This is a genomic window from Polyangium mundeleinium (genome assembly GCF_028369105.1).
Taxonomy (GTDB): Bacteria; Myxococcota_A; Polyangia; order Polyangiales; family Polyangiaceae; genus Polyangium; species Polyangium mundeleinium.
The window spans coordinates 5,915,505-5,938,409 of the sequence record NZ_JAQNDO010000001.1 but is presented as its reverse complement, the minus strand read 5'-3'; the positions used below and the strand labels follow the sequence as shown (position 1 = coordinate 5,938,409).

The window sequence follows — 22,905 nt, the reverse complement described above, 5'->3', positions numbered from 1 at the left end:
GAATCACCGCAGGAGCGCGAGATACCTCGCCGCGCGCCGCTCCCCTGCGTCCGCGCAGGACAGGAGCAGGCGGCGCGCCTCGATCTTGCGGCGCGCGAAATGGGCGACGAGCGCGCGCGCGAAAAGCACGCTCGGCTCCATCCCTCCGGCCGCATCCCCGAGCCAATCGTGCCAGGCAAGCGCGAGATCCCAAAACCCGTCGGCATGGACCTCGGGTTCGTCCTCGTGCACGAGCACGCCTTCGAGGTCGTGCTCCACCGCGTGGCAGAGGATCGAGAGGCCCATGAACGGGAGAAAATCGACCTTGCCGCGCAGCGATGAGCCTTGCGGCGCGAGCGCATCCGAGCCCTGACCCGCCGCGTCCCGCAGCATGCCCATGTCGAGCCGCTTCGCGCGTGGAAGCGACTCGTTGACAAACGCGAGCATCTTGGGCCAGTCGGCCCGCGGCAGGTGATAGCCGGACTTGCCCGCGAGCGTGAGCTCCCGAAGCGGCCGCTCGACCTCCGCATCGATACGCTCGACGATCGCGACCACGTTTTCGGCCATGGCATCCTGGACGAATTCGAGGGGGACGTGGTGCGGATCGTCGACGCGGATCCAGTCGCCGTCGAGCTTGCGCAGGAGCGCCGCGAGCTCACCTTGCCGGCTCGCCTTGCCGCGCTCGACGAGCGCGCGCCCGAGCGCGAGGCAGCTCCACGCGACGGGCGTGTCGTCCCCGGCGACGCGCCCGACCATCTCGGGCACGACGAGCGACATCCCCGCCCCGGAGACGGCCGCGAGGTAGAGCAGGTTCACCGGCTGCTCGCCCTCGACGTACGTGTAGGAAAACCCCTTGTGTCCTCGAATGGTTCGTCCCATTGATGTCTCGCCCGAGACGCGCGGGATGGCGCGGCAGTCTCCCAGCGTCGGGCGAACAGGGCGCCCTCGTCAAGCCCAAGTCACGGGCGCTCGGCGCGCTTCGCCCATTTCTTGCGGAAATGAACGAACGTCACGATCGCCACAGTGACGAGCGTCAAGGGCAAGGCGTGCTTCACGACCTCTGCCCGCAGCGCCGCGATCCAGCCGAGGAGCGCCTCGCCGAAGAAGCGGCAGAGGCCGATCCAGAGGGTCTGCGCCACGAAGATCGCAGGCACGAGCAGGCGCGCCGGGGCGGCGAATGCGCCCGCGAGGGTGCTGGCGATGGGGCCTGGAACGGCCATCACGAGCAAGGGCGCGCTCATCCGCATCGGCCTCATGAGACGCTCGACGCGCCCCTCGGAGGCAACCCCCCGCGCGACGAGCCAGCGCAGGGCGTGGGTCCCCTCGGAGCGACCAAACAGATACGCGAGCAGGCATTGCCCGACGCAGATGGGCCATGCAACGGCCCAGTACGCGACCGGCGAGGAGACCCCCGCGACGAGGACGAGATTGGCGGGGACCGGGGAGAGCGCGAGGAGCGCGAGGGGCGCGTGCGCGAAGAGCACCGGCGACAAGGCCGTCCCAAGGATGCGGGCACCCATGATCAGCACGAAAGCCGCGGCCAGATACGGCCGGCGTGTCGCGAGTACGTCGTTCCCCGGGCCCTCGCTCATTCAACCGTCCTCGTCGTCGCCCTCGTCGTCGCCGTACCCGCCCTCGTCTTCGTCCTCGTCCCCGTCTGCGTCGATGTCGCCTTCGTCCTCGCCGTCCTCGTCTCCGTACGTGTCGTCCTCGTCGTCGTAACCGAGACGCCGATTCATCTCGCTGTCAAGGTACGGATTGCCGAACGGATCACGCTCCCAGGGCGGTGGCTCGTCGCTCTTCACCTGCGAGGCCTTGCCCTGTTCCGTTTTTGGCTCTTTGCTCTCGACGGAGGCAGCGACGGAGCTGATGGCGAGCTCTTGCAGGTCGTGCAGCGTCTCGTCGAGCGTGCGGCCGCCTGCCTCCGCCGTTTGCAGCGCCATGAGCGTGACCACGATGTTTGTGCCCTGGGTCGTGGAGATCTCCTGGACAAACCCGGAGAGCGCCTCGGTCGCGCCTGCGACACGCGCCACCGCGGGCGGCGGCGGCTCGCCCCGCAGCGCGTCCTTGAGGCGCGCGAGAATCACCTCGTCACCGAAGCCAGCCTCGCGCATCGCTTGCAGCCCCAAACGAATACGCGACCAGCGAACGCGCGATTCGACGACCTCCGCCGGCTCCTTGGGCATGACCGCGTCGGCCAGGGCCGCGAGGGTATCGAGCGCACCTTCGATCCCCAGCTCCACGAGCGCTTGCAAGGTCTGCGCGATGGAGGTGCGGAGCCTCGGATTGATGCGCGTGCCCAGGTGAACCGCCTGCGCGACCGCGCCCCGCGCCGCCTCGATCGCGGCCTCGTGCTCGCCTCCCTGCGTGCGCGTGACGAGCAGATTCGTACACGTCGTGAGCAGATCGGCGCGCGCCTCGACGAGCGAATCGTCGTCCGCCGCCCGCCCCTCGCCCTCGAACCCGGTGATCACCTTTTCGAGGATGGACCGCGCGCGGTGGAGCCGCTCGATCCCCTCGTCCCTCCGGCCCGCGCCGAGCGAGAGGCCAGCCATATCGCCCCAGCTCTTCGCCGCCATCGCGCTCTCGACCCCGTCGTGTTTTTCCCGGAGCGCGAGTGCTTTTCCGTAATAAAGTTCGGCGCCCGCAGCATCCCCGGTCATCCCGAGGGCGCTGCCGAGGTGGTGATAGGCCTCCCCGGCCTCGCGCGAGCCGGCGTCGATTCGCTCGCGAATGGCAACGGCACGGCGGAGCGCCGCCACGCCCTGCTGGGGTTCGCCGCCCCAGGTCGCGGCGAATCCCAGATTTTCGAGGCACGTCGCAAGGCCCGGATCCTCGGGCCCGAGCGCCTTTTCCGCCTTGCGCAGCCCCTCGCGCCCGGCCACGATCGCCTCCTCGTACCGCCCGAGAAACGAGAGCCCTTTCGCGTGGTCGGCGAGCGTCTTCCAATCGAAGGGCGCGCTCTCCGGCGGGAACTCGTACGTCCCCGCGAGGATCCCCTCGAAGCGTGGATCTTCGCGGACCGAATCGAAATAATCGTCGGCCCGCGCCTTGTCGATCCATTCCTTGTCTTTCGCGACGACGATGGCGAGATCGCGCAGCGCGCCCTCGTGATCGCCCGTGATCGCGCGCTCGCAGGCCCGATTGAACCAGAGGACGTCGTAGCTGCCGCCGAGCAGCACCTTGCCGTCCTTGTCGACGCGCGCGATCGCCTCGGTGTACGCCGCAATCGCGTCCGCGTGGCGCTTCATCGACGTGAGGATGAAGCCCTTGTCCATCCAGGCGAGGGCCGAGTCCTCCGCGACAATCGCGCGCTCGGCGGCGCGCAGGGCGCCCTCGTTGTCGCCGCGCTTCTGCAAGATCCGGATGTGCTCGCGAATGAGATCCTTCGGCCTCCGCGCCTGGTACGCGAGGATCCCCTCGGCCCACGCGTCGAACGAGGCGATCTCGGGTGAAGGCGGCTCGGCCTTTCCTTTCGCCACGAGCTCGCGCTGGGCCATCGCCGCCGCGAGCGCCTCGGCGTCCGCGAGCGCCTCGTCCCCCGTATCGCCCGATTCATGCAGATACGTGAGGAGCGCGAGCGGCGTGATCGCGCCTGGCAAGAGATCCCGGAGCTTTTTCGCGAGCGGCCGCCCTTCGGGGCCATTGCGCTGCGAGATCGCCCGAAAGAGAACACGCTCGGCCTCGAGGTTCTTTACGTGCGCATCCATCGCGTCGATCGCGCGATCACACGCCGCCGTGTAGTCGTCATTCAATCGGTCCCGCACGATCCAGAGGATCGGGTGCAGATCCTCCCGGATCGGCAGATCCTCGCGCGACGCCAGCGTCGGCTCGATCTCGGCCCGCACGACGGCCGCGAGGCCTTCCTCCCCACGCGAGCGCTCGATCTCCGAGACGAGCAGCGCCGCGAAGTACGCCTTCCAGACGCGCCCGGTCGCCGCCATGGCCTGCGCCCACGCGGCCGCCGCTTCGAGCTCGTAGAGCGGCATCTCCTTCCACAGGAGCCGCGCCGCGGCGACCTCCACGCGGCGCCATTTTTTCTCTGTCAGATCACGCCGGAGCGCGTCGCGCAGATAATCTTCGTTCTGCGTATCGAGATCATCGATGAAATCGCCGCGCACGGCTTTTTCTGCAAGCGCGTGGAGCTCACGCGCCCATGCCAGCATGTCCTCGGGCACGGGCCCGCCCGCGAGCATCTCGCCGAGCGTCTGCTCCAGCGACGCGTCCGACAGCGCCACAACGGCCTTGTGCGCCATAAAGCGGACGGCCTCCTCGCCGTCGCGTAATCTCGCCGCGAGCACGCTGCGAATTCGGTCGGGCAGCGTCGGCGCCGCCACAGCGACGGCCTCGCAAAGCGTGGCGATCTTCTCTTCAGGCGCCTTCGCCGCCTCCGCCCGCGTCGCGAGCTCGTCCACCGAGCGACGCACGACCGACGATTCGAGCCAGGCGGGCATCGGCTTGCCGCTCCGCCATTCGATGTAGCGGACGCCGAACAGGGGAGAATCGACGAGCACCATGTGCCGCCCTTCGCCCATGTTGACGCTCCAGAAGGGCGGCGCATCGGCCTTGCGCGGCGCGCGTCGCACGATCTGAAACCCCTCGCGGAGAACGCCCTCGAAGATCGAGCGCAGCGGGACGTCCTCGCGAAGAAAATACACGATTTGTTCGCTCACGGTGTTCCTCGAAGGTCAGGGTCGGAGGGCTCTCCGCAAATCCTCGATGTTCCCGGCCTCCGTCTCGCGAAGGAGCGCCTCGTGGAGAAATCGCTTGTGCCGCGCGAAGGAAGCGAGCTGATACCCGAGGCCCCGCTGCCGGGGATCCTCGCGGCCCCCGAACTCGGCGAGCAAGGTCCGCACGGCGGCGCCGTCATCGCCCATCGTCGCGAGGCACGCCATCCCATGATAGCCGAGCGACGGCGTCTCCTCGGGATTGCGGACCATTTCCAGGAGCTCGTCCGCCTGATATCCACGAAACCGCGCCACGACCGCGAGCGCGTCGACGGGCATGTCCGAGGGCAACCCCTTGGGCAAACCCGGCAGGATCTGCGTGAGCACCGGCAGGATGCTCTCGTGCGCGACGGGGGCATAACGGACCTCGAGCACGCAGAATTTGCCCATCGAAGAGATGGTTATCGTGGCGCCGAGGCGGCGTGACCGCAGCGTGATGCTCGGCACGGCCCCGTCGACTTGCGCCATGTTCTCTGGCATTCGATACCCGGCCCCGACGAGCGCGATCCCCGTGGGGTGATCCGGCCACGGATCCTCGGCGAACCGCGTCCCCCAGGGCAGGCTGTCGGTGCCGGGCAGGCCCTGGAAAAACCGCGCGATGGTCTCGAAATCGGCGCCCATCTCGGTCTCGGTGCCGAGGAAGATCCGGACGCTCCGGGGCAAACCGACCACCGCCGGCAATGGATCCTGCGTCTCGGGCCAGATGTACGGCGCAAAGGCCGCGGCGAGCGACGCCGCCGTCGTCCCCGCGGGGATCCACAGCGGCGGAGGCGTGGTCTCGTGGAGCGCGATCCAGAGCTGATCCGGCCGCGCAGGGTCGGCGAACAACGTTGGATTGTGGATCTTCCGCATCCAGCGGTCGGCGCGCAGATCGCCGCGCGTCGCGAGCGGGACCGCGCCTTCGAGCATACCGAGGCAAGCCTCGTGCGCTTCCGCGGGGATCCACGCCTCGAGCGGCGCATCGTCCCGCGCCTCCGTGCTGTGGATCCGCGCGGACGCCTCGCGGCTCTCGTGCTCGCTCAGCCACACCCAGCCCGTTTTCCCTGGCTGCCCCGAATCCCCCGCCGTGTCTGCGAAGAGCGCGTCGAGGAAAGGCTTTTGATCCTTCCACCAGTGCGAGGGGAGACCCATGTCCGGGACGCTCGCACGACCTCGACGCGAGGACAACGGGAAAGCAGCCCTCCGCATCCGCGCCTCCCGTTTGACGGCGAAAACGGGGCGCCGGGGTTCGTCAGCCGAGGCTGCCGAGGGCCCAGCGCTCGGCCGACTCGACGTCGGGGAACATGCGGTAGGGATAGGGCGGCGTCGACATCCAGAAAATCGCGGTGAGCGCGCCTTTGGGGAAGGCCGCGTCGACGACGAACGCGCAGGCCGAGCAGCGGCGATAAATCTCGACGTTCTGCGCGATGTGATCCGCCATCGTCTTGCGTTGTTTGGGCGAGAGCTCCTTCGTCCCGCGATAATCGTGCAAAAGGGCGAACTTCCCTCCGCGGCTCCGGAGGACGAGCGCCAGATTTTTGACGAACTGCTCGGTTTGCGCCTCGTTCGCGCGCGGGTGATTGACCAGGACGACGAGCGGCCAGCGCGATACGTCGAGCACCCCCCCCTCGAGTACGCCCTGGCCCCCTGAAAGCGAGGCGAGACGGCCCGTATCACGCGGCGCCGACAGGCCTCCCGGAGGAGGAACCACCGAGGCGCGGCCGCTGCTCGGCGGCGCCGGCGGTGGTGTGGACTTGAGGATGAACGACATCGTGACGAAGATACCACCCTCGCTGCGAAACTGCCACAGGGACATCCCCGCCCCCCACGTCCAAAACAGGCTCGCCGACCAGGACGTGTTCACCCCTTGCCAGGGCCGTGACGCTCGGGTGGCTCGTCGTCCCCTCTGGATCCATTCCGATCCACCCTTTGCATCGCCGTGCGGCGATTTTGCACCCAATGACCGATCGACGCGCTGGCAAGGCCCTTGCTATCGCGGACGGCCATGCCTGGAATCACGTCCGGGTGCGGCGCGGCCTCCATTACGCGATGCAATGGCTTCGAACTGGCCAAGCGCAAAATCTTCGCCATTGATCCGGAGCTCGATCCGGTGTTCGCCCGGGTAATGGCGGCGCGTCGTCAAATCGACGAGCGATACCCGGCCCTGAATCGTCTCCCGCCCCGACGGCGAGAGCTCGATCGTGCGCACCTTGAAGACCTTGGGGCGGTGTTTTCCGGTTGCGCCGGGATAATGAATCACCGCATCGACGACGAGCCGCTGCGGCGCGCCCGCGCGCGAGACGATTTCGCAAGAGAATCGCGCCTCCTCGCCGAGGGGGACCTTCTTCGGCGTGACGCTCGCCCGCTCGATTGCAATTTCGGGTGCAGCCGAGGCGCCAAAGAGCGCGAGCGCCCCCGGATGCCCGCGCTTGACGAGCCAGCGGAGCGCGTGCCGGACGATCCACGTGCGGCCCGGCCCCGCTCCCTCCAGCCAGTGGCGGCACAAAGCGACGACCCGATCCGGATGATCCTTGGCAATGTCGTTGAGGTTGTTCGCCACGCTGTTGCGAACGTACGGCTCGGGATCGTCCTTCAGGAGCTCGAGCAGCTCGAGGACGGGCGTGGGATCCTCGATGAACGCGGGCAAACGCTGGGCCCACGGAAGCCGCGGGCGCGTGCCCTCGGAGACGAGGCGGCGCACGTGGGCGCTCGGATCGGTCGCCCAGGTCCGGAGCCGCGCGAGCGATCGCTCCGGGTCGCGGAGGAGGAAGGGTCGGATCGAGAACTCGGCCGTGAACACCTGGGTGAGCGCGTGCTGGGCGCGCATCGAGGCCTCGAAGTGCTCGAGCCCTCGTTCCGCCACGAAGGTCAGATGCGGGAGGTAGAAAAAGCTCGACATCGCGCCCTCGTCGCGGGACGCGGGCGTCTCGAGCGAGCGAAGGAGGATGTCCACCGCGCGCTCGAAGTCGGCCGGCAAGGCGCGCCCGAGCGCCGCGGCGATGTGGCGCCCGCGCTCCTTGAGCTCCTTGTCGTCGAGTCCGGTCTTGGCCTCGGCGATGAACGTTCGTGATGGAAAATCGGGCCAGGCGCCCTGGATCGAGGCCGCGATGCGGCGCACGAGGCGTTCGTCGAAGAAGAACTTGAGCGGCTCGGCCATGCAAGCGTCGCCATGACACGAGGCGGCGGAGGCGGGAAGATGCGGGCACGCGCGGACGAAATTTTTCGGGGTGGGACGTTTCCCGTGCTCTCCGATCGGAAATCTACCCTCACGCGCGGGACCTCGCGTAGCCTGTACGCGCAGTGGTCCCGGAGTTCAGTCAGGCGTCGGACCGGTTCCTCATCGAAGGTCGCGCAGGCAGCGGCGGCATGGGGGACATTTACAAGGCGACCGACCAGCTCACGGGACAGGAAGTCGCGCTGAAGCTCCTGCGCGACAGCGCGACGCCGCAGGAGCGCGTGCGGTTCATGCGCGAGATCGCCATTCTCGCGGACCTGCGTCACCCGAACATCGTCCAGTACGTCACGCACGGGACGTGGAACGACGGGCGGCTGTTCTTCGCGATGGAATGGCTCGACGGCGAGGACCTCGGCCAGCGACAGCGGCGCGCGCCGCTCGGCATGCGCGACGCGGTGGAGGTCGTCCGGCGATCGGCCGCGGCGATGGCCGCGATCCACGCGCGAAACGTTGTTCATCGCGACCTCAAGCTCTCGAACATCTTCCTCGTCCGCGGCAAGGGCACGGCCATCAAGCTGATCGATTTCGGCGTGGTGAAGCCGCCCGTCCCCGACGAGTACCAGACCGAGCGCGGGACGATCATCGGGACGCCGCATTTCATGGCCCCCGAGCAGGCCCGCGGCGAGCCGATCGACGAGCGCGCCGACGTGTACTCGCTCGGCGCGGTGCTGTTCCGCCTCGTGACGGGACGGAACGTCTTCGAGACGGAGCACGTGATCGCGCTGCTCGGCCGCCTCGTGCTGGAAGATCCGCCGAACCCGCAGAGCATCCGCTTCGACGTGCCCGAGGCGCTCGCCGACGTGATCCTGCGCTCGGTCGCGCGAAGCCGCGAGGATCGCTTCGAAAACAGCGGCGAGCTCGCCCGCGCCCTCGCCCGCGTCGGCCAGCTCAACAACGATCCGCCCGCGACCGATCGCAGCAGCGCCTCGGCGGTCCGCTCCCTCCCCGGCCAGAAGCCGATCACCATCACCGACGCTGGCGCGCCGCCCGTGCCCGCCTCGCGCCCCGGATCCGCCGAGCGCCGCGTGGTCGCCTCCGTGCTCTTCGAGCTCGCCGGCGCGCGCCTCGACGCCGAGGCCGATCAGAAGCTGCGCGCCGTGCTCGGCGACGACACGCGCCTCGAACCGCTGCTCGATCAGCAGATGGTGGCCGTGCTCGGCGTGGAGCACTCGCGCGGGGACGAGGTGATGCGCGCCGCCCGCGCCGCGCTCGTGGTGACGCAAGCGCTGCCGACGGCGCGCGCCGCCGTGGCGATTGGCCTGGCGATCCGCGGCCGGGCGAACCTCGCAGGCCAGGCGCTCGAGCGCGCCGTGGGCCAGATCGAGCTCGCGAGCCTGGGCACGGTCCGCGTCGATACGCACGCCGCGAGCGCGCTCGAAGGTCGGTTCGTCCTGCAAGCCGATGCGCGCGGGGGCGTGCTGCTGCGCGAGGACACGAGCGGGTTCGTCGCGCGCCAGCTCCTCGGCCGTCCCACGCCGACCGTGGGCCGCGAGAAGGAGATCGCGCTCCTGCAAGGCATCTACGGCGAGCTCCTGGAGGACGCGACGCCGCGCGGCGCGCTCGTCCTCGGCGCCGTGGGCATCGGCAAGAGCCGCGTGCGGAGCGAGCTCGTGCAGCGGCTGGAACTCGCGCCGGTGCGCCCGGAGCTGCTCATCTGCCGCGGCGATTCGCTCAGCCAGACGTCGAGCCTGTCCGCGCTGGGCCGCGCGCTTCGCGCCGTGATGGGCCTGCAGGACGGCGAGGCGCCGGCCGATCAGGTGGTGAAGGTGCGCAGGCACGTGGCCTCGCGCCTGCCACCGGGACAACGCTTCGTCGCGGGGTTCTTGGGGGAGCTCGTCGGCGTGACGTTCCCGGATCAGGACGACGAGCCGCTGCGGGCCGCGCGCGCGAGCGCCGAGCTGATGCAGGCGCGCCTGCGCATGTCGCTCGAAGCGTACGTCCGCGCCGAGGCGGATCGCGCGCCGCAAGTGCTCGTGCTCGAAGACGTGCACTGGGCCGACGACACGACGCTCGAAATGGTCGACTGGCTGCTCGGCTGCGCGGACCTGCGTTTCGCCGTGTTCGCCTTCGGCCGCACGGAGCTCGCCTCGCGACTCGGCGCGCTCTGGGAGCGCCGCAACATCACGCGTCTGTCGCTCGCGCCACTCTCCCCGCTCGCCGCCGATCGCCTCGTCTCCGCGGCCCTGCCGGGCATGGACGCGGCCACGCGGGCGAACCTCGTGAAGCGCGCCGACGGCAACGCGCTCTTTTTGGAGGAGCTCGTCCGCTGCGCCGCCGAAGGCCGCAACGAGCTGCCGCTCACGGTCCAGGCCGTGGTGCAGCTCCGCCTCGATCGTATGTCCTCCAAGGTCCGCGAGGTCCTGCGCGCGGCCTCCGTCTTCGGCCAGTCGTTCTGGACCGGCGGCGTGACCGCGCTCATCGGACGAAGCGTGGGCCTGGAGCTCTCGGAGCTCTTCGCCGCGGAGATCGTGGCCCGCCAGCCGGAGTCGCGGATCGCCGGGGAAGACGAGTGGATCTTCCGCCAGGCGCTCGTGCGGGACGCCGCGTACGAGGCGATCCTCGACGAGGATCGCGCCGCGCTGCACCTCGCCGCGGGCAACTGGCTCGAATCCGTGGGCGACGTCGACGCGGGCCTCATCGCGCGGCACGCGGACGCAGGTGGCGCGCACGAGCGCGCGGCGCGGCTTTACGCGCGTGCCACGAAGCAGGCCTACACGAACGGCGCGCAGCTCGAGACGGCCCTGGAGCTCGCGAACCGCGGCCTCGCCTGCGGCGCGACCGGCGAGGTGCGCGTGCAGCTCCTCGTCGCGCGGGCGCAGTTCTCGATCTTCATGGGCCGGCTGCTCGACGGGATCGCCGCGGCCGAGGAAGCGGCGCAGCTCGCGCGCGCCGGCTCGGACATGTGGGGCGAGGCGCAGCGGCTCGCAGCGGCCGCGCTCATCGAGTCGGGCCGCGCCGCCGAAGGCGACGATCGCGCGGCCAGGGCCCTGACGCCGCCCTACGCGAACACGCTCTCGCCGCCGATCCGCGCGAGCCTGCTCGCGGTGCGCGTCCGCGGCCTCGTCGATCGCCTGCAGCCCGGCGAGGCGATGCGCGTGGCGAACGACGCCGTCGAAGCGGCCCGCGCCTCCGGGGCCAGCGAAGCGCTCGTACGCGCCCTCGACGCGCGGCTCTTCGCGATCGCCCACATGAACGACCCGTCCGAGGTCGTCACCACGGGCGCGTCGCTCATCGAGGTCGCCGAGAGCATCAGCGACATCGCCTTTGCCACGCGCGGCCGCCTTAACGTGGGCTCGGCGCTGAACCACCTCGGCATGTTCGAGGAGGCGCAGTCGATGCTGGAGCGCGCGCTCTTCGACGCCCGCGCGCGCCGCATGCGCATCCTGGAAGCCTTCGCGCTGCACAACCTCGGCATGAGCTACGCGCGCCTCGGCAACCTCGATCTCGGCATCGACCACCAGCGCCAGGCCGCCCGCATCGCCGACGAGACGAACGCCGCGCGCCTGCGGGTGAACACGCGCATCTACGAGACGATCTTCCTCGTCTGGCGCGGCGCCCCGGGCGACCTCGCCACCGCGCTGAGCCTGGCCCGCTGGGCGATCGAGGAGACGCGCGCGCAGCCGGCCCTCCAGGTCCTCGCGCTCTTCGCGCTCTCCCGCGTCCAGCTCGCCCGGCGCGCCGTCGACGCCGCGGTCGAGACCGCTCGGGACGCGAACGCGCGCCTCGCCTCGGCGCCCGTCGAGGAGTGGGAAGAGGGCATTCGCGTGACGCTCGTCGAAGCCCTGCTCTCGGTCGGTGAGGACGAAGAGGCGAACGCCGTCCTCGACGCGGCCTTCACGGCCCTCACGGAGCGCGTCCGCACGATCCGCATGCCTCACCATCGCGAGGCGTTCGTTCGTCGCAACGAAGAGGTCTATCGGATCGTCCAGTATGCCTACCACCGGCTGGGCCGGTATTTTCAGGCAGGCACCTGATCGGCGTGCGACGCGCTTCTCCGCTCGAACGCGGAAGGTTCGTTCGGTAGCACGCAAGAAATCGTTGCATCGACCCGGCTTCGGGGTTAGTCCCCCCGAGTGATGCGTGCAGATCGTACTGGTTTCGTGAATCCTCGGCGTTCGTCTTGGCTCCAAGGGTTGCGGGCCCCCGTGCTCGCGGCCGCGCTCGTCGCAGGCGTGGGCGGGTTCTTCGCGGCGGAGGAGACGGCCGCGGCGCAGTCGAAGATCGCCGTCATCGACGTGCGTCGCGCGATGCTGGAGACCGAGAAGGGCTTGCGTGTCCAGGCGACGCTGAAGAAGCTCTTCGACAGCCGGCAGGTCGAGCTCGACGCCAAGCAGCAAAAGCTCCAGGCCGAAAAGGAAGCGCTGGAGAAGGACGCGCAGAACAAGAAGGTGTCCCAGGACCAGCTCCAGCGGCGCTTCGAGGCCTTGCAGAAGCAGGCGGCCGATCTCCAGGCGATCGCGATGGAGTACCAGCGCGAGATGCAGCGCAAGGAGACGGAGCTGACGACGCCGATCTACCAGGAGATCATCGGCATCGTGCGCCGGATCGCGGCCCAGGACGGCTTCGAGATCATCCTGGAGAAGACCGCGGTCCCCTACATGCGCGCCGACCTGGAGATCACGGATCGCGCGATCCAGATGTACAACAGCGCCCAGGCCGGTGGTGACGCAGGCAAACCGCCCGCGACGCAGCCGGGCAAGCCTGCGGCGCCCGCGGCGCCCGCGACGGCCCCCGCGCCCGCGCCGAAGAAGAAGTAAGCGGCTCGCCTCCAGGCGAACCCCGGAGACACGAAAGCCGGATCCGAAGCGCGAGGAGCGCAGGATCCGGCTTCGTTTTTTCGAACGCGTCGATCAGAGGACGCGGCAGCAGAACGTCGTCGCGTTGTCCGGCGTGATCGCGCCCGTGGCCTGTCCGCCGCCGGAAACGGCGCAAGCTCCACCGCTTGGCGGGTTCGTGATCGCGGCCTTGCGCCCGAGGATCGTCGCGAAGTTGTTCGGCAGGTTCGCGCACTGGCCGGCCGTGAAGCTCGCGAGCTCGCTGTTGCAGCCGGTGTCGCTGTAGACCTGGACCGTGGCGTCGCACGAGCTGCCCGTGGGCGGACTGCAGGTGCACGTGGTGCATGCACGCGAATCCTCGACGTCCTCGTAGAAAAGGTGCTTGTCGGCGTACTGCCCGGCGGGGCAGCTATTGTCGCCGCCCTTGAAGACGCAGACCTCACCCAGGAACGGCAGCGGCGCTCGCGGCTGGCAAACCTCGCCCGCGCCGCATCCGCCGCCCTTGGGCGCGTTGATGCACGCCTTGCCGAGGAACGCCCAGCTCTCGGGCGGCATATTCGCGACGCCACCCGCGGGATCGCAGCTCCCGCCCACGATCGTGGGCTTCGGCGCGCTCACCGAGGGGTTGCACGGGACGCCGCCGCAAACCTGCTCGAGCGCGTAGCCGGATTGCGCGGAGCAGGCCCCCGTCCAGCCCATCGGAGGGTTGAAGGGATTCGAGATGCCCGCCGCCTGACCACAGGGTTTGTCGGAGAGGGTGATCGTGGTCGGCAACGTGCAGGTCTGGCCCTTGGGCGATCCGCACGTGCAAGCCGAGCAGGTATGCGGCTGCGTGAGCAGCGTGTGGTTGCCCGTGTATGGCGTCGAAGCAAACGCGCCCGGGCACGAGGGCTCCTGCGCCTCTGCGCCCTCGAAGAGCGCGGCGAACCCCTCCCAGCCGACGGGCGTATCGGGCACGCAGGAAAACCCCGGCGTGCAATCGTCGTCGGCGCAGTCGACGAGCGTATCGCCGTCGTCGTCGGTGCCGTTCAGGCAATCCTCGGTGCCGGGCATTCCGCCCTGCCCGCCCATGCCGTCGCCGCCCTCGCCGCCCTGCCCGCCCTGCCCGCCCGAGCCGCCGCTCCCCGAAGGCTCGGGTTCGTCGAACGTGTAGGCCGGATAGAGGCACGCGGCCGGCATCACGACCACGCCGAGCCCCGCGACCAAAAGCCACGAAGCCACGCGCGCGGATGAACGTGCTCGACGTGCCATTAGAACCTCCCCACGAGGCTCACGCCGCCGAGCGTCGCGCCGGGCGCGGCGCCGATGAACCGCGCGCCTCGCTCGATCTCCGCCGAGGCTGATTGCGCCGGCGCGGATGATTTTTTCGAACCATTCGTCGCAAGCAGGATGACGCCCGTGATCAAGCTCGCGGCCCCGACGCCCACGGCCGCCTCCGCGATCCCCGTGAACAGCCGCCCTTGATCCGCAGTTGCTTTCGCCGACGGCGGGCACGACGTGTCGCCGCCGCAGAGATCCTCGAGCTCGTTGATCGTCGATTGCCGCGGCCCGAAGAAGAGCGCGAGCCCTGCGCCGATCCCCGCGACGCCGATGCCCGTGAGCACGATCCCCGGGATGCTGGGGCCGCTCGGCGGAGGCGGCGGAGGCGGCGGAGGCGGCGGAGGCGGCGGCTTTCCCTCGTTTTTCGGGCCGTCCGACGGCGCGGGCTCGTCCTTGACCACGACCTCCACGGTCTTCTTGTCGCGCTCGGGGACGTTGATCGAGTCCTTCCAAATCTCGCGGTTGCCGAGCTTCGCCACGATGTAGTGCGGGCCGGGATCGACGGGCATCTCCACGCCGACCTGCGTCACGCCGAGCTCGGTGCCGTCGAGCTCGATGACGGCCGCCTCCGCGCCCTTGCCGCGCGCGATCGTGAGCTTCGGCAGGCGCTCCTCGATGGCTGCGATCTTCGGCGTGGCCGCAGTGGCGACGTCCGCGGCCTTCTTGTCGCCCGCGGCCGCGCTCGCCGCGAGCCTGTAGTTGCCGAGCGCCGAGAGCAGCTTGCCGAGCTTCTCCTCGCACTCGGCGATGTTGAAGGCGACCTGCGGGGTCATCTTCACGGCGGCGACGGCCTTGAACTTCACGAGCGCGCCGGAGCAGTTGTTCGCCGCGCTGAGCGCGATTCCCTCGCGGAAGAGCGTGCGCGCCTTGTCGAGCTCTTCTTTCGATTGTGCGGAGGCGTCACCCTGCGAGAAGAGCGCGATCGCCGCGGCGCCGGCCATCATCGCCACGCGCGACGCGCGACGCGCCCTTCGCTGAGACATGTTCATCGACCTCTGCTCCCGACGCCCGCGATCCTCTCGAGGCAGCGAGCGATTCGATTCTACCCGACCCCCGCGCGCGCCGGAACACCCGCGCGAAAAGCCGCGCGCGGGCTCCTCCGGGCAAACGTCACTTCTTCGCCTTGCCGAGATCGAGCTTGATGCGCGGCCGTCCCGTGGACGTCGTCGCGGTCGCGCTCGCCGTCGCGGTCGTCGTCGGGGCCGCGCTCGCCGTCGACGTCGCCGTCGCGCTCGCCGTCGCGGTCGTCGTCGGGGCCGCGCTCGCCGTCGACGTCGCCGTCGCCGTGGCCGTCGCCGTCGTCTTCACGGTCGTCGTGGGCGCCGTGAACTTCGGCCGCTCCCCGATCGGGATCCGGTCGTCGCCGAGGATGCACATCTTCGTCGTGTCGCTGGCCGTGAGCGTATCGCAGAGCTTGTAGCCCTCGGGGCACTCGCCGGGGCCCTGGCACGTGGCCGAGCAGAAGCCGGGCTCGCTCGGCGCGTCGGCCTTCTTCAGGCAGAAGCCGTGATCACACTCTGCCGCGGTCGCACAGCTCGCGCCGACCTTCGAGCCGGCGGCCTTGCTGCACTCCAGCCCCGAGCCCGTGTCCTTGGCGCGACAAACGAGCCCATCGCCGCAGTCCTTGTCGTACGTGCAGCTCTTCGTGCAGATGCTGCCCGTGACCGCGCACTGAAGCGATGCGCAGTCCGTGTCCTTCGTGCAGGCCACGCCGAACGCCTTCTTCTCGGGTTCTTCCTGCTTCAAGAACCCACAGCCAACCGCCCCGAGACCGAGGAAGAGCGCGATCATCGCCCCGCCTCGCAGCGCCCCACCCACCATCGCCCCACGGGTCTTGCTCATGGTTCCTCTCTCGCCGCGCGAGAGCGCGGGCCGTGGGTCCGTCTACCACAGCACGGCCGCCGAGGGACAAGCTCCTGCGGCGCGCCCCGGCAGGTCCGCTATGATGCGCGCCCGATGACCTCCTTCTTCCAGGGCCCTCCCGCGCCGCCCGACGGCGCCTTCGCCGCCTCTGCCCAAGACCCCGTGCCCTCGCGCGTCCGCGTCGAGGACGACCGGACGGGCATGCACCCCGCCGCCCTCCGCCGTGCGTTCACCGACCACGTGCAGTTCTCGCGCGCCCGCGACTTCGAGGCCGCGACGAGCTTCGACCGCTTCGTCGCGCTCTCGCTCGCCGTCCGCGACCGCCTCGTGGAGCGCTGGTCGCAAACGCAGCGCACCTACTACGAGAAGGACGTCAAGCGCGCCTACTACCTCTCGGCCGAGTTCCTCCTCGGCCGCGCGCTCCAGTCGAACCTGCAGGCCCTCGGCGTCGAGGAGACCTACCGCACGGTCCTGAAGGAGCTCGGGATCGACCTCGACGAGATGATGGAGCTCGAGCACGACGCGGGCCTCGGCAACGGCGGCCTCGGGCGCCTCGCCGCCTGCATCCTCGAATCGATGGCCACGCTGGAGTTGCCTGGCCAGGGCTACGGCATCCGGTACGAGTTCGGCATTTTCGAGCAAATCATTCGCGACGGCGCGCAGGTCGAGCGTGCCGACGAGTGGCTGAAATTCGGCAATCCCTGGGAAATCGAGCGACCCGAGTACGCCGTCACCGTTGGCTTCGGCGGCCGCACCGAGATGGTCCAGGACGGCCGCGGCGGCTACCGCGTCCTCTGGAACCCGGCCGATCACGTGCTCGGCGTGCCTTACGACACGCCCATCGCGGGCCACGGCTCGGGCACCGTGAACACGCTGCGCCTCTGGGCGGCCCGCGCCCACGAGGACTTCGACTTCGGCCTCTTCAACGCCGGCGACTACGTGAGCGCGGTCCAGCAGAAGAACGCCTCCGAGGTCATCTCCAAGGTCCTCTACCCGAACGACAACTTCGACAAGGGCAAGGAGCTAAGGCTCCGGCAGGAGTATTTCTTCGTCGCCTGCTCGATCCACGACATCGTCTGGCGTTATACGAAGACCCACGATGACTTCTCGAAGTTCGGCGACAAGGTCGCGATCCAGCTCAACGACACGCACCCGGCGATCGCCATCGCCGAGCTCATGCGCGTGCTCGTCGACGAGCATGCCCTCTCCTGGGACGAGGCCTGGACGCAGACCGTGCGGGCCTTCGGCTACACGAACCACACGCTCCTGCCCGAGGCGCTCGAGCGCTGGCCCGTCGCGCTCTTCGAGCGCATCTTGCCGCGCCACCTGGAGATCATCCAGGAGATCAACCGGCGCCTGCTCCGCGCGGTGACCGTCGCCTTCCCCTACGATCAAGGCCGCGCCCGGCGCATGAGCATCTTCGAGGAGGGCCCCGAGCGGATGGTCCGCATGGCGCACCTCGCAGTCATCGGATCGCACTCGGTCAACGGCGTCGCCAAGCTCCACAGCGAGCTCGTGCGCACCTCGCTCTTCCGCGACTTCCACGAGTTCTGGCCCGAGCGCTTCAGCAACAAGACGAACGGCGTCACGCCGCGCCGCTGGCTCTTCGCCTGCAACCCCAAGCTCTCCCGGCTCATCACCTCCCGCATCGGCCCGCGCTTCGTCACCGAGCTCGAGCGCCTCGCCGAGCTCGAGCCCGCCGTGGACGATCCGTCGTTCCTCGCCGAGCTCCGGGCGATCAAGCGCGCGAACAAGGAGGCGCTGGCCCGCATCGTCAAGCGTGATCTCGGCTTCGACGTCGACGTCCGCGCGATCTTCGACGTCCAGATCAAGCGCCTGCACGAATACAAGCGCCAGCTCTTGAACGCGCTCCACATCGTCACGCTCTACCTGCGCGCCAAGCGCGGCGAGCGCGTGCACCCGCGGCTCTTCATCTTCGGCGCCAAGGCCGCGCCCGGGTATCGGCAGGCCAAGCTCATCATCAAGCTCATCCACGCCATCGCCTCCGTCGTGAATGGCGACAGCCGCGTCCCCGAGCTCAAGGTCGCCTTCCTGCCGAACTACCGCGTCTCGCTCGCCGAGAAGATCATCCCGGCAGCCGACCTCTCCGAGCAGATCTCGACGGCCGGCATGGAGGCCTCCGGCACCGGCAACATGAAGCTCGCGATGAACGGCGCGCTCACGATCGGCACCTACGACGGCGCCAACATCGAGATCCGCGAGGCCGTCGGGGCCGAAAACTTCTTCCTCTTCGGGCTCACGGCCGAGGAGGTCGAGGCGCGCCTCGCGTCGGGCGTGCCCGGCCGCGCCGCGTACGAGGCCGATCCCGAGCTCCGCGAGGCGATCGACTTCATCCGCACCGGCTTCTTCTCGCCGGACGAGCCCGACGCCTTCCACCCCCTCGTCGACGAGCTGCTCGGCCGCGACCGTTACCTCGTGATGAGCGATTTCCGTGCGTATGCCGACGCGCAGAAGGTCGTCGAGCGGGCGTTCCTCGACGAGGAGGGCTGGTCGCGCAAGGCCGCCCTCAACATCGCGCGGGTCGGCGGCTTCTCGTCGGACCGCACGGTGCTCGAATACGCGAATGAAATCTGGCGGATCGAGCCCTGCCCCATCCGGCTCGTCCCCGAAGAGCCTGCCGCCGAGTAGGGCCTCTCCGCCTGCTGCGCCCCGAGCATAACGATTCCTGGCGCGCGACCACCGGCGCGCCGGGCCCTGGCTTGCTATTCTGTTCGGCCCCCCGAGACGTATGGCGAACGATCCGCGTGAACGAGAGGACCAGGAAGGCGATCTCGCGACCCAGAAGAAGCGCAAGGTCGAGAAGGTCCGCCGCTACAAGGTCCTCCTCCACAACGACAACTACACGACGATGGAGTTCGTCGTTCTCGTGCTCGTGAAGTTCTTTCACAGGACCGACACGGAAGCGACGCACATCATGCTCAGCGTGCACCACAAGGGCAGCGGAGTCGCGGGCGTCTACACCAAGGATGTCGCCGAGACGAAGGTCACCCAGGTGCAGAGCTTCGCGAGGCAACACGGCATGCCCCTCCGGCTTTCGGCCGAACCCGAGTAGGAACCATGAAGATCAGCCCCGAGGTCGAGATCGCCTTCAAGCTGGCCACGCACGAGGCCATCCGCCGACGGCACGAGTACGTGACCGTCGAGCACCTTCTCTACGCGCTCACGTTCGACGAGGAGACGGCGAACGTGATCCGCAAGGCGGGCGGAGATCTACCGAAGCTGAAGAAACGCCTGCAGCTCTTCCTCGAAGAAGAGATCGAGGCCTTGCCCGAGCACGTCGACTCCGAGCCAGTCGTCTCGATCGGCTTTCAGAACGTCGTGGGCCGCGCGGCCGTGCACGTCCAGAACACGAACCAGAAGGAGCTCAAGGGCGCGAACGTCCTCGTCGCGGTCTTCTCCGAGCGCGAGTCGCCCGCGGTGCAGATGCTCCGTGAGTCCGACGTGCAGCGCCTCGACGTGGTGAACTTCCTGTCGCACGGCATCGCGAAGGACGGCGAGGACGACGAGGTCGGCCCGGAGGACGCGACCGAGGGCGCGGACGCCGCCGAGGCCGAGGGCGAAGGCCGCGAGAGCCGCCGTGATCCGCTCGCCTCGTTCACCGTGAACCTGAACAAGGAAGCGGAGAGCGGGCGTATCGATCCGCTGGTCGGCCGGACGATCGAGCTCGAGCGCACGATCCAGGTCCTCGCGCGGCGCCGCAAGAACAACCCCTTGCTCATCGGCGACGCCGGCGTCGGCAAGACCGCCATCGCCGAGGGCCTCGCCATGAAGATCGTCAAGGGCGACGTCCCGCAGGCGATCAAGGGCGCGACGATCTACGCGCTCGACATGGGCGCGCTCATCGCCGGCACGCGTTACCGCGGCGACTTCGAAAACCGACTGAAGGGCGTGCTCAAGGCCCTCGAAAAGCAGCCTGGCGCGATCCTGTTCATCGACGAGATCCACACGATCATCGGCGCCGGCGCCGCGAGCGGCGGCACGATGGACGCCTCGAACCTGCTCAAGCCCGCGCTCGCGTCCGGCCGCCTGCGTTGCATCGGCGCGACGACCTTCCAGGAGTACCGCGGGCACCTCGAGCGCGACAGCGCCCTCGCGCGTCGCTTCCAGCGCATCGAGATCAACGAGCCCTCGGTCGACGAGACGCGCCAGATCCTCGAAGGCCTGCGCAAGCACTACGAGGAGTTCCACAAGGTCCGCTTCACGGACGCCGCGCTCGAAGCGGCCGCGAAGCTCAGCGACCGCTACCTCCGTGATCGGCGCTTGCCCGACAAGGCGATCGATCTGCTCGACGAGGCCGGCGCCGCGGCGCGCCTCGCCCACGGCGAGGACTACACGGTCGACGTGTCCGACATCGAGATCGTCGTCGCGAAGATGGCGCAGATCCCGCCGCGCCAGGTCTCGACCTCGGATCGCGCGCAGCTCAAGGATCTGCAGAAGGAGCTCGAAGGTGTGGTCTTCGGCCAGGCCGAGGCCGTCTCGCAGCTCGCGAGCGCCATCAAGCTCTCGCGCGCGGGCCTGCGCTCACCGGAGAAGCCGATCGGCTCGTTCCTCTTCACGGGCCCGACGGGCGTCGGCAAGACCGAGCTCGCCAAGCAGCTCGCGAAGGTCATGGGGATCGAGTTCCTCCGCTTCGACATGAGCGAGTACCAGGAGCGGCACACGGTCTCGCGCCTCATCGGCGCGCCCCCCGGCTACGTCGGCTTCGATCGCGGCGGCCTGCTCACCGAGGCGATCGCGAAGACGCCGCACGCCGTGCTCCTGCTCGACGAGATCGAGAAGGCGCACCCGGACATCTTCCAGGTGCTCCTGCAGGTCATGGACCACGGCACACTCACGGACAACAACGGCAAGAAGAGCTCCTTCCGGCACGTCGTGCTCATCATGACGAGCAATGTCGGCGCCCGGGAGCTCACGCAAACGCGCCTCGGCTTCGGCGAGCGCGGCAACGTGGGCGACGACGATCGCGCCTTCAAGAACGTGTTCAGCCCGGAGTTCCGGAACCGTCTCGATGCGCGCATCATGTTCAAGCCGCTCGATCCGAGCGTCATGGGCAGCATCGTCGACAAGTTCATCCGCGAGATCGAGGCGCTCGTGGGCGACAAGGGCGTGACCATCCAGGTCACCGACGCGGCGCGCGATTACCTCGCGAAGAAGGGCTACGATCCGGCCTTCGGCGCGCGCCCGCTCGGTCGTGTCATCGAGCGCGAGCTCAAGCCTCGGCTCGGCGACGAGATCCTCTTCGGCGAGCTCGAGCAAGGCGGAAAGGCCGTGGTCGACCTGAAGGACGACGCGCTCTCGTTCTCGTTCCTCCCGAACGAGCCGCCGGCCGACGAGAAGAAGGCCGAGCCGCCGAAGGAGACCGAAACCACGGCCCAGGCCTGACGCGAACCGGCGCATGCGAACGAAGCGGGGGCTCTTCCCACGGGAGGAGCCCCCGTTTTCGTTTCAGTTCAGCGAATACGGCATCGCGAGCGTGAACTGCGCGATCTCGGCGTCGAACGCGGGCCCGCCGCGCTCGGGGTACATTTGGTAGGTGCCGCGCATCGTGCCGCGCGGCGTCTCGAGCACACAGCCGCTCGTGTACTCGAAGTGCTCTCCGGGCCGGAGGGTCGGCTGCTTGCCGACGACGCCGGGGCCTCGGACTTCTTCGACCTTCCCGTTTCCGTCGGTGATGATCCAGTGGCGCGTGCGGAGCTGCGCGGTCTCGCTGCCCTCGTTCGAGATGCGCACCGTGTAGGCGAACACGTAACGCCTCGCGCTCGGCATGGATTGCGACGGCACGTACACGGTCGTGACGTAGACGCGGATTCCGTTCGTGATGGCGGTGGACACGGTCCTGCCGTGCCACGCGGCCGAGCCGTCCACAAGGGGACTTTCGGAGGTGACGGAAAGCCGGGCCGTGTTGACAGCTCTCATGCTCGTCCGCACGTTCCCCGAACCGTGAACGACAACGACGACCATTCAGGCGAGAGAGCTGTTCCGGCGCAGGCCTCGTCCCTCCCTTCCCTCTCCTCGCCTTTCGCGGGGGTCACGGGAGCCGCGGCGCCCCCGGCGCCGGGTGGGCTCGTGCCGGTCGACCCTCTCCCGGGCCTCACGGCCATCGGCCCGGTACACGAGCGCAAGGCGCGGGATTGGTCGCTCGTCCTGCAGTCGATGTCGGTCTGGCACATGATGCGCTGGACGTTCCGGGGCTGGGTCCTCGTCGTGCGGGACGAGGATTACGATCACGCGTCGAGCTCGATCGATCGGTACGAGGCCGAGAACCGGGATTGGCCGCCGCAGAAGGTCCGCGAGCGTCCGCGGCACGCGCCCTCGATCATCGCGCCGCTCCTCTTCGCCGCGCTCGCCCTGTTTTTCGTGGTCACGGGTCCCGTCGCGCACAACTCGTTCTGGTTCCAGCGCGGCCGCGCCGAGAGCAACCTCGTCCTCGGCGCCGAGCCTTGGCGCGCGCTGACGGCGCTCACGCTGCACGCGGACTCGTCGCACGTGATCGGCAACGTGATTTCGGGCGCGATCTTCGCGTCGGCCGTGCAACGCAGGCTCGGCCCGGGCGGCGCGGCGCTCGCGATCCTCACGGCGGGCACGCTCGGCAACGTCGCGAACGCGGTCGCGTATCACACGATGGGCCACGACGTGCATCGCTCGATCGGCGCGTCGACGGCGGTCTTCGGGGCGATCGGGCTGCTCGCGGCCACGCAGCTCGCGCTCGATCGGGATCACGCGGCGGGGCGCAAACGCGCGATGCAGGAGATCGCGGCGCCGATCGTCGGCGGACTCGCGCTCCTGGGCGCGCTCGGCGCGAGCCCGCAATCCGATCTCGGCGCGCATTTCTTCGGGTTTGTCGCGGGCGTGGTGGTGGGCCTCGGCGCGGCGCTCGTCCTGCGCAAGACCCGGCCTTCGCCGCGGCCGTGGCTCCAGGCGGGGCTGCTCGGGGCCACGATCGCGCTCCTCCTCGGCGCGTGGCGCCTGGCGCTGCCGTACCGGCTCGTCTGGCCGTTCTGAGTCG

Annotated in this window: 16 protein-coding genes; 6 read left to right on the top strand and 10 right to left on the bottom strand. The window is 69.2% G+C overall.

All coding sequences use genetic code 11. The features are described from left to right. Window positions 1–3: 3 nt before the first annotated feature. From POL67_RS23600 to POL67_RS23575, 6 genes are all read right to left on the bottom strand, one after another. Complete coding sequence (locus tag POL67_RS23600) at window positions 4–858, bottom strand: hypothetical protein (protein WP_271920747.1); 855 nt, start codon at window positions 856–858, stop codon at window positions 4–6. Between the two features lie 80 nt (window positions 859–938). Further along, complete coding sequence (locus tag POL67_RS23595) at window positions 939–1,571, bottom strand: hypothetical protein (RefSeq protein ID WP_271920745.1); 633 nt, start codon at window positions 1,569–1,571, stop codon at window positions 939–941. Then, a complete protein-coding gene (locus POL67_RS23590; protein WP_271920743.1) occupies window positions 1,572–4,652 on the bottom strand; it encodes a tetratricopeptide repeat protein in 3,081 nt (1,026 codons plus the stop codon). A 15-nt stretch (window positions 4,653–4,667) separates the two neighbouring features. Next, the gene (locus tag POL67_RS23585) at window positions 4,668–5,837 is read right to left on the bottom strand and encodes a hypothetical protein (protein ID WP_271920740.1); all 1,170 of its coding nucleotides are present in this window, start codon (window positions 5,835–5,837) and stop codon (window positions 4,668–4,670) included. Between the two features lie 100 nt (window positions 5,838–5,937). Next, entirely contained in the window at window positions 5,938–6,456 is a 519-nt protein-coding gene (locus POL67_RS23580; RefSeq protein WP_271920737.1) for a hypothetical protein, read from the bottom strand. 219 nt (window positions 6,457–6,675) lie between these two features. Beyond that, a complete protein-coding gene (locus POL67_RS23575; protein ID WP_271920735.1) occupies window positions 6,676–7,842 on the bottom strand; it encodes a DNA alkylation repair protein in 1,167 nt (388 codons plus the stop codon). A 143-nt stretch (window positions 7,843–7,985) separates the two neighbouring features. Between POL67_RS23575 and POL67_RS23570 the strand changes: the two genes are divergently transcribed. Next, window positions 7,986–11,894, top strand: a complete 3,909-nt coding sequence (locus tag POL67_RS23570; RefSeq protein ID WP_271920733.1) for a serine/threonine-protein kinase — start codon at window positions 7,986–7,988, stop codon at window positions 11,892–11,894. A 126-nt stretch (window positions 11,895–12,020) separates the two neighbouring features. Further along, on the top strand, window positions 12,021–12,677 hold the full coding sequence (locus tag POL67_RS23565; RefSeq protein WP_271920731.1) for an OmpH/Skp family outer membrane protein: 657 nt from the start codon (window positions 12,021–12,023) through the stop codon (window positions 12,675–12,677). A gap of 93 nt (window positions 12,678–12,770) precedes the next feature. On the opposite strand, the gene POL67_RS23560 is transcribed toward POL67_RS23565, so the two are convergent. The 3 genes from POL67_RS23560 to POL67_RS23550 all read right to left on the bottom strand — a co-directional run bounded on the left by POL67_RS23560 (window position 12,771) and on the right by POL67_RS23550 (window position 15,857). Continuing rightward, window positions 12,771–13,946: a hypothetical protein gene (locus POL67_RS23560; RefSeq protein ID WP_271920729.1), complete on the bottom strand. Its 1,176-nt coding sequence runs from the start codon at window positions 13,944–13,946 to the stop codon at window positions 12,771–12,773. Beyond that, window positions 13,946–15,004, bottom strand: coding sequence for a hypothetical protein (locus POL67_RS23555; protein WP_271920727.1), 1,059 nt, complete (start codon window positions 15,002–15,004; stop codon window positions 13,946–13,948). Before POL67_RS23555 ends, POL67_RS23560 begins: the two co-directional genes overlap by 1 nt. 121 nt (window positions 15,005–15,125) lie before the next feature. After that, entirely contained in the window at window positions 15,126–15,857 is a 732-nt protein-coding gene (locus tag POL67_RS23550; protein WP_271920724.1) for a hypothetical protein, read from the bottom strand. A gap of 114 nt (window positions 15,858–15,971) precedes the next feature. Here POL67_RS23550 and POL67_RS23545 point away from each other — a divergent pair, with 114 nt between their 5' ends. The 3 genes from POL67_RS23545 (at window position 15,972) to clpA (ending at window position 21,281) form a co-directional block, all read left to right on the top strand. After that, window positions 15,972–18,527, top strand: coding sequence for a glycogen/starch/alpha-glucan phosphorylase (locus POL67_RS23545; protein WP_271920722.1), 2,556 nt, complete (start codon window positions 15,972–15,974; stop codon window positions 18,525–18,527). 100 nt (window positions 18,528–18,627) lie between these two features. Next, the gene (gene clpS / locus POL67_RS23540; protein WP_271920720.1) at window positions 18,628–18,951 is read left to right on the top strand and encodes an ATP-dependent Clp protease adapter ClpS; all 324 of its coding nucleotides are present in this window, start codon (window positions 18,628–18,630) and stop codon (window positions 18,949–18,951) included. Window positions 18,952–18,956: 5 nt separating this feature from the next. Beyond that, window positions 18,957–21,281, top strand: a complete 2,325-nt coding sequence (gene clpA / locus POL67_RS23535) for an ATP-dependent Clp protease ATP-binding subunit ClpA (protein ID WP_271920718.1) — start codon at window positions 18,957–18,959, stop codon at window positions 21,279–21,281. Window positions 21,282–21,344: 63 nt separating this feature from the next. Here the strand turns inward: clpA and apaG are convergent, their stop codons facing one another. After that, entirely contained in the window at window positions 21,345–21,731 is a 387-nt protein-coding gene (gene apaG, locus POL67_RS23530) for a Co2+/Mg2+ efflux facilitator ApaG/CorD (RefSeq protein WP_271920716.1), read from the bottom strand. Window positions 21,732–21,965: 234 nt separating this feature from the next. Here apaG and POL67_RS23525 point away from each other — a divergent pair, with 234 nt between their 5' ends. Further along, window positions 21,966–22,901, top strand: coding sequence for a rhomboid family intramembrane serine protease (locus tag POL67_RS23525; RefSeq protein ID WP_271920714.1), 936 nt, complete (start codon window positions 21,966–21,968; stop codon window positions 22,899–22,901). The last annotated feature ends 4 nt before the right edge of the window (window positions 22,902–22,905 follow it).

What these genes read in the sequence shown, in the direction of transcription:
- POL67_RS23595 (WP_271920745.1), bottom strand. Translation starts at nt 1,571, where the DNA reads ATGAGCGAGGGCCCGGGGAACGACGTACTCGCGACACGCCGGCCGTAT.
- POL67_RS23600 (WP_271920747.1), bottom strand. Translation starts at nt 858, where the DNA reads ATGGGACGAACCATTCGAGGACACAAGGGGTTTTCCTACACGTACGTC.
- clpA (WP_271920718.1), top strand. Translation starts at nt 18,957, where the DNA reads ATGAAGATCAGCCCCGAGGTCGAGATCGCCTTCAAGCTGGCCACGCAC.
- POL67_RS23560 (WP_271920729.1), bottom strand. Translation starts at nt 13,946, where the DNA reads ATGGCACGTCGAGCACGTTCATCCGCGCGCGTGGCTTCGTGGCTTTTG.
- POL67_RS23575 (WP_271920735.1), bottom strand. Translation starts at nt 7,842, where the DNA reads ATGGCCGAGCCGCTCAAGTTCTTCTTCGACGAACGCCTCGTGCGCCGC.
- POL67_RS23550 (WP_271920724.1), bottom strand. Translation starts at nt 15,857, where the DNA reads ATGAGCAAGACCCGTGGGGCGATGGTGGGTGGGGCGCTGCGAGGCGGG.
- POL67_RS23585 (WP_271920740.1), bottom strand. Translation starts at nt 5,837, where the DNA reads ATGGGTCTCCCCTCGCACTGGTGGAAGGATCAAAAGCCTTTCCTCGAC.
- POL67_RS23580 (WP_271920737.1), bottom strand. Translation starts at nt 6,456, where the DNA reads ATGTCGTTCATCCTCAAGTCCACACCACCGCCGGCGCCGCCGAGCAGC.
- clpS (WP_271920720.1), top strand. Translation starts at nt 18,628, where the DNA reads ATGGCGAACGATCCGCGTGAACGAGAGGACCAGGAAGGCGATCTCGCG.
- POL67_RS23555 (WP_271920727.1), bottom strand. Translation starts at nt 15,004, where the DNA reads ATGAACATGTCTCAGCGAAGGGCGCGTCGCGCGTCGCGCGTGGCGATG.
- POL67_RS23545 (WP_271920722.1), top strand. Translation starts at nt 15,972, where the DNA reads ATGACCTCCTTCTTCCAGGGCCCTCCCGCGCCGCCCGACGGCGCCTTC.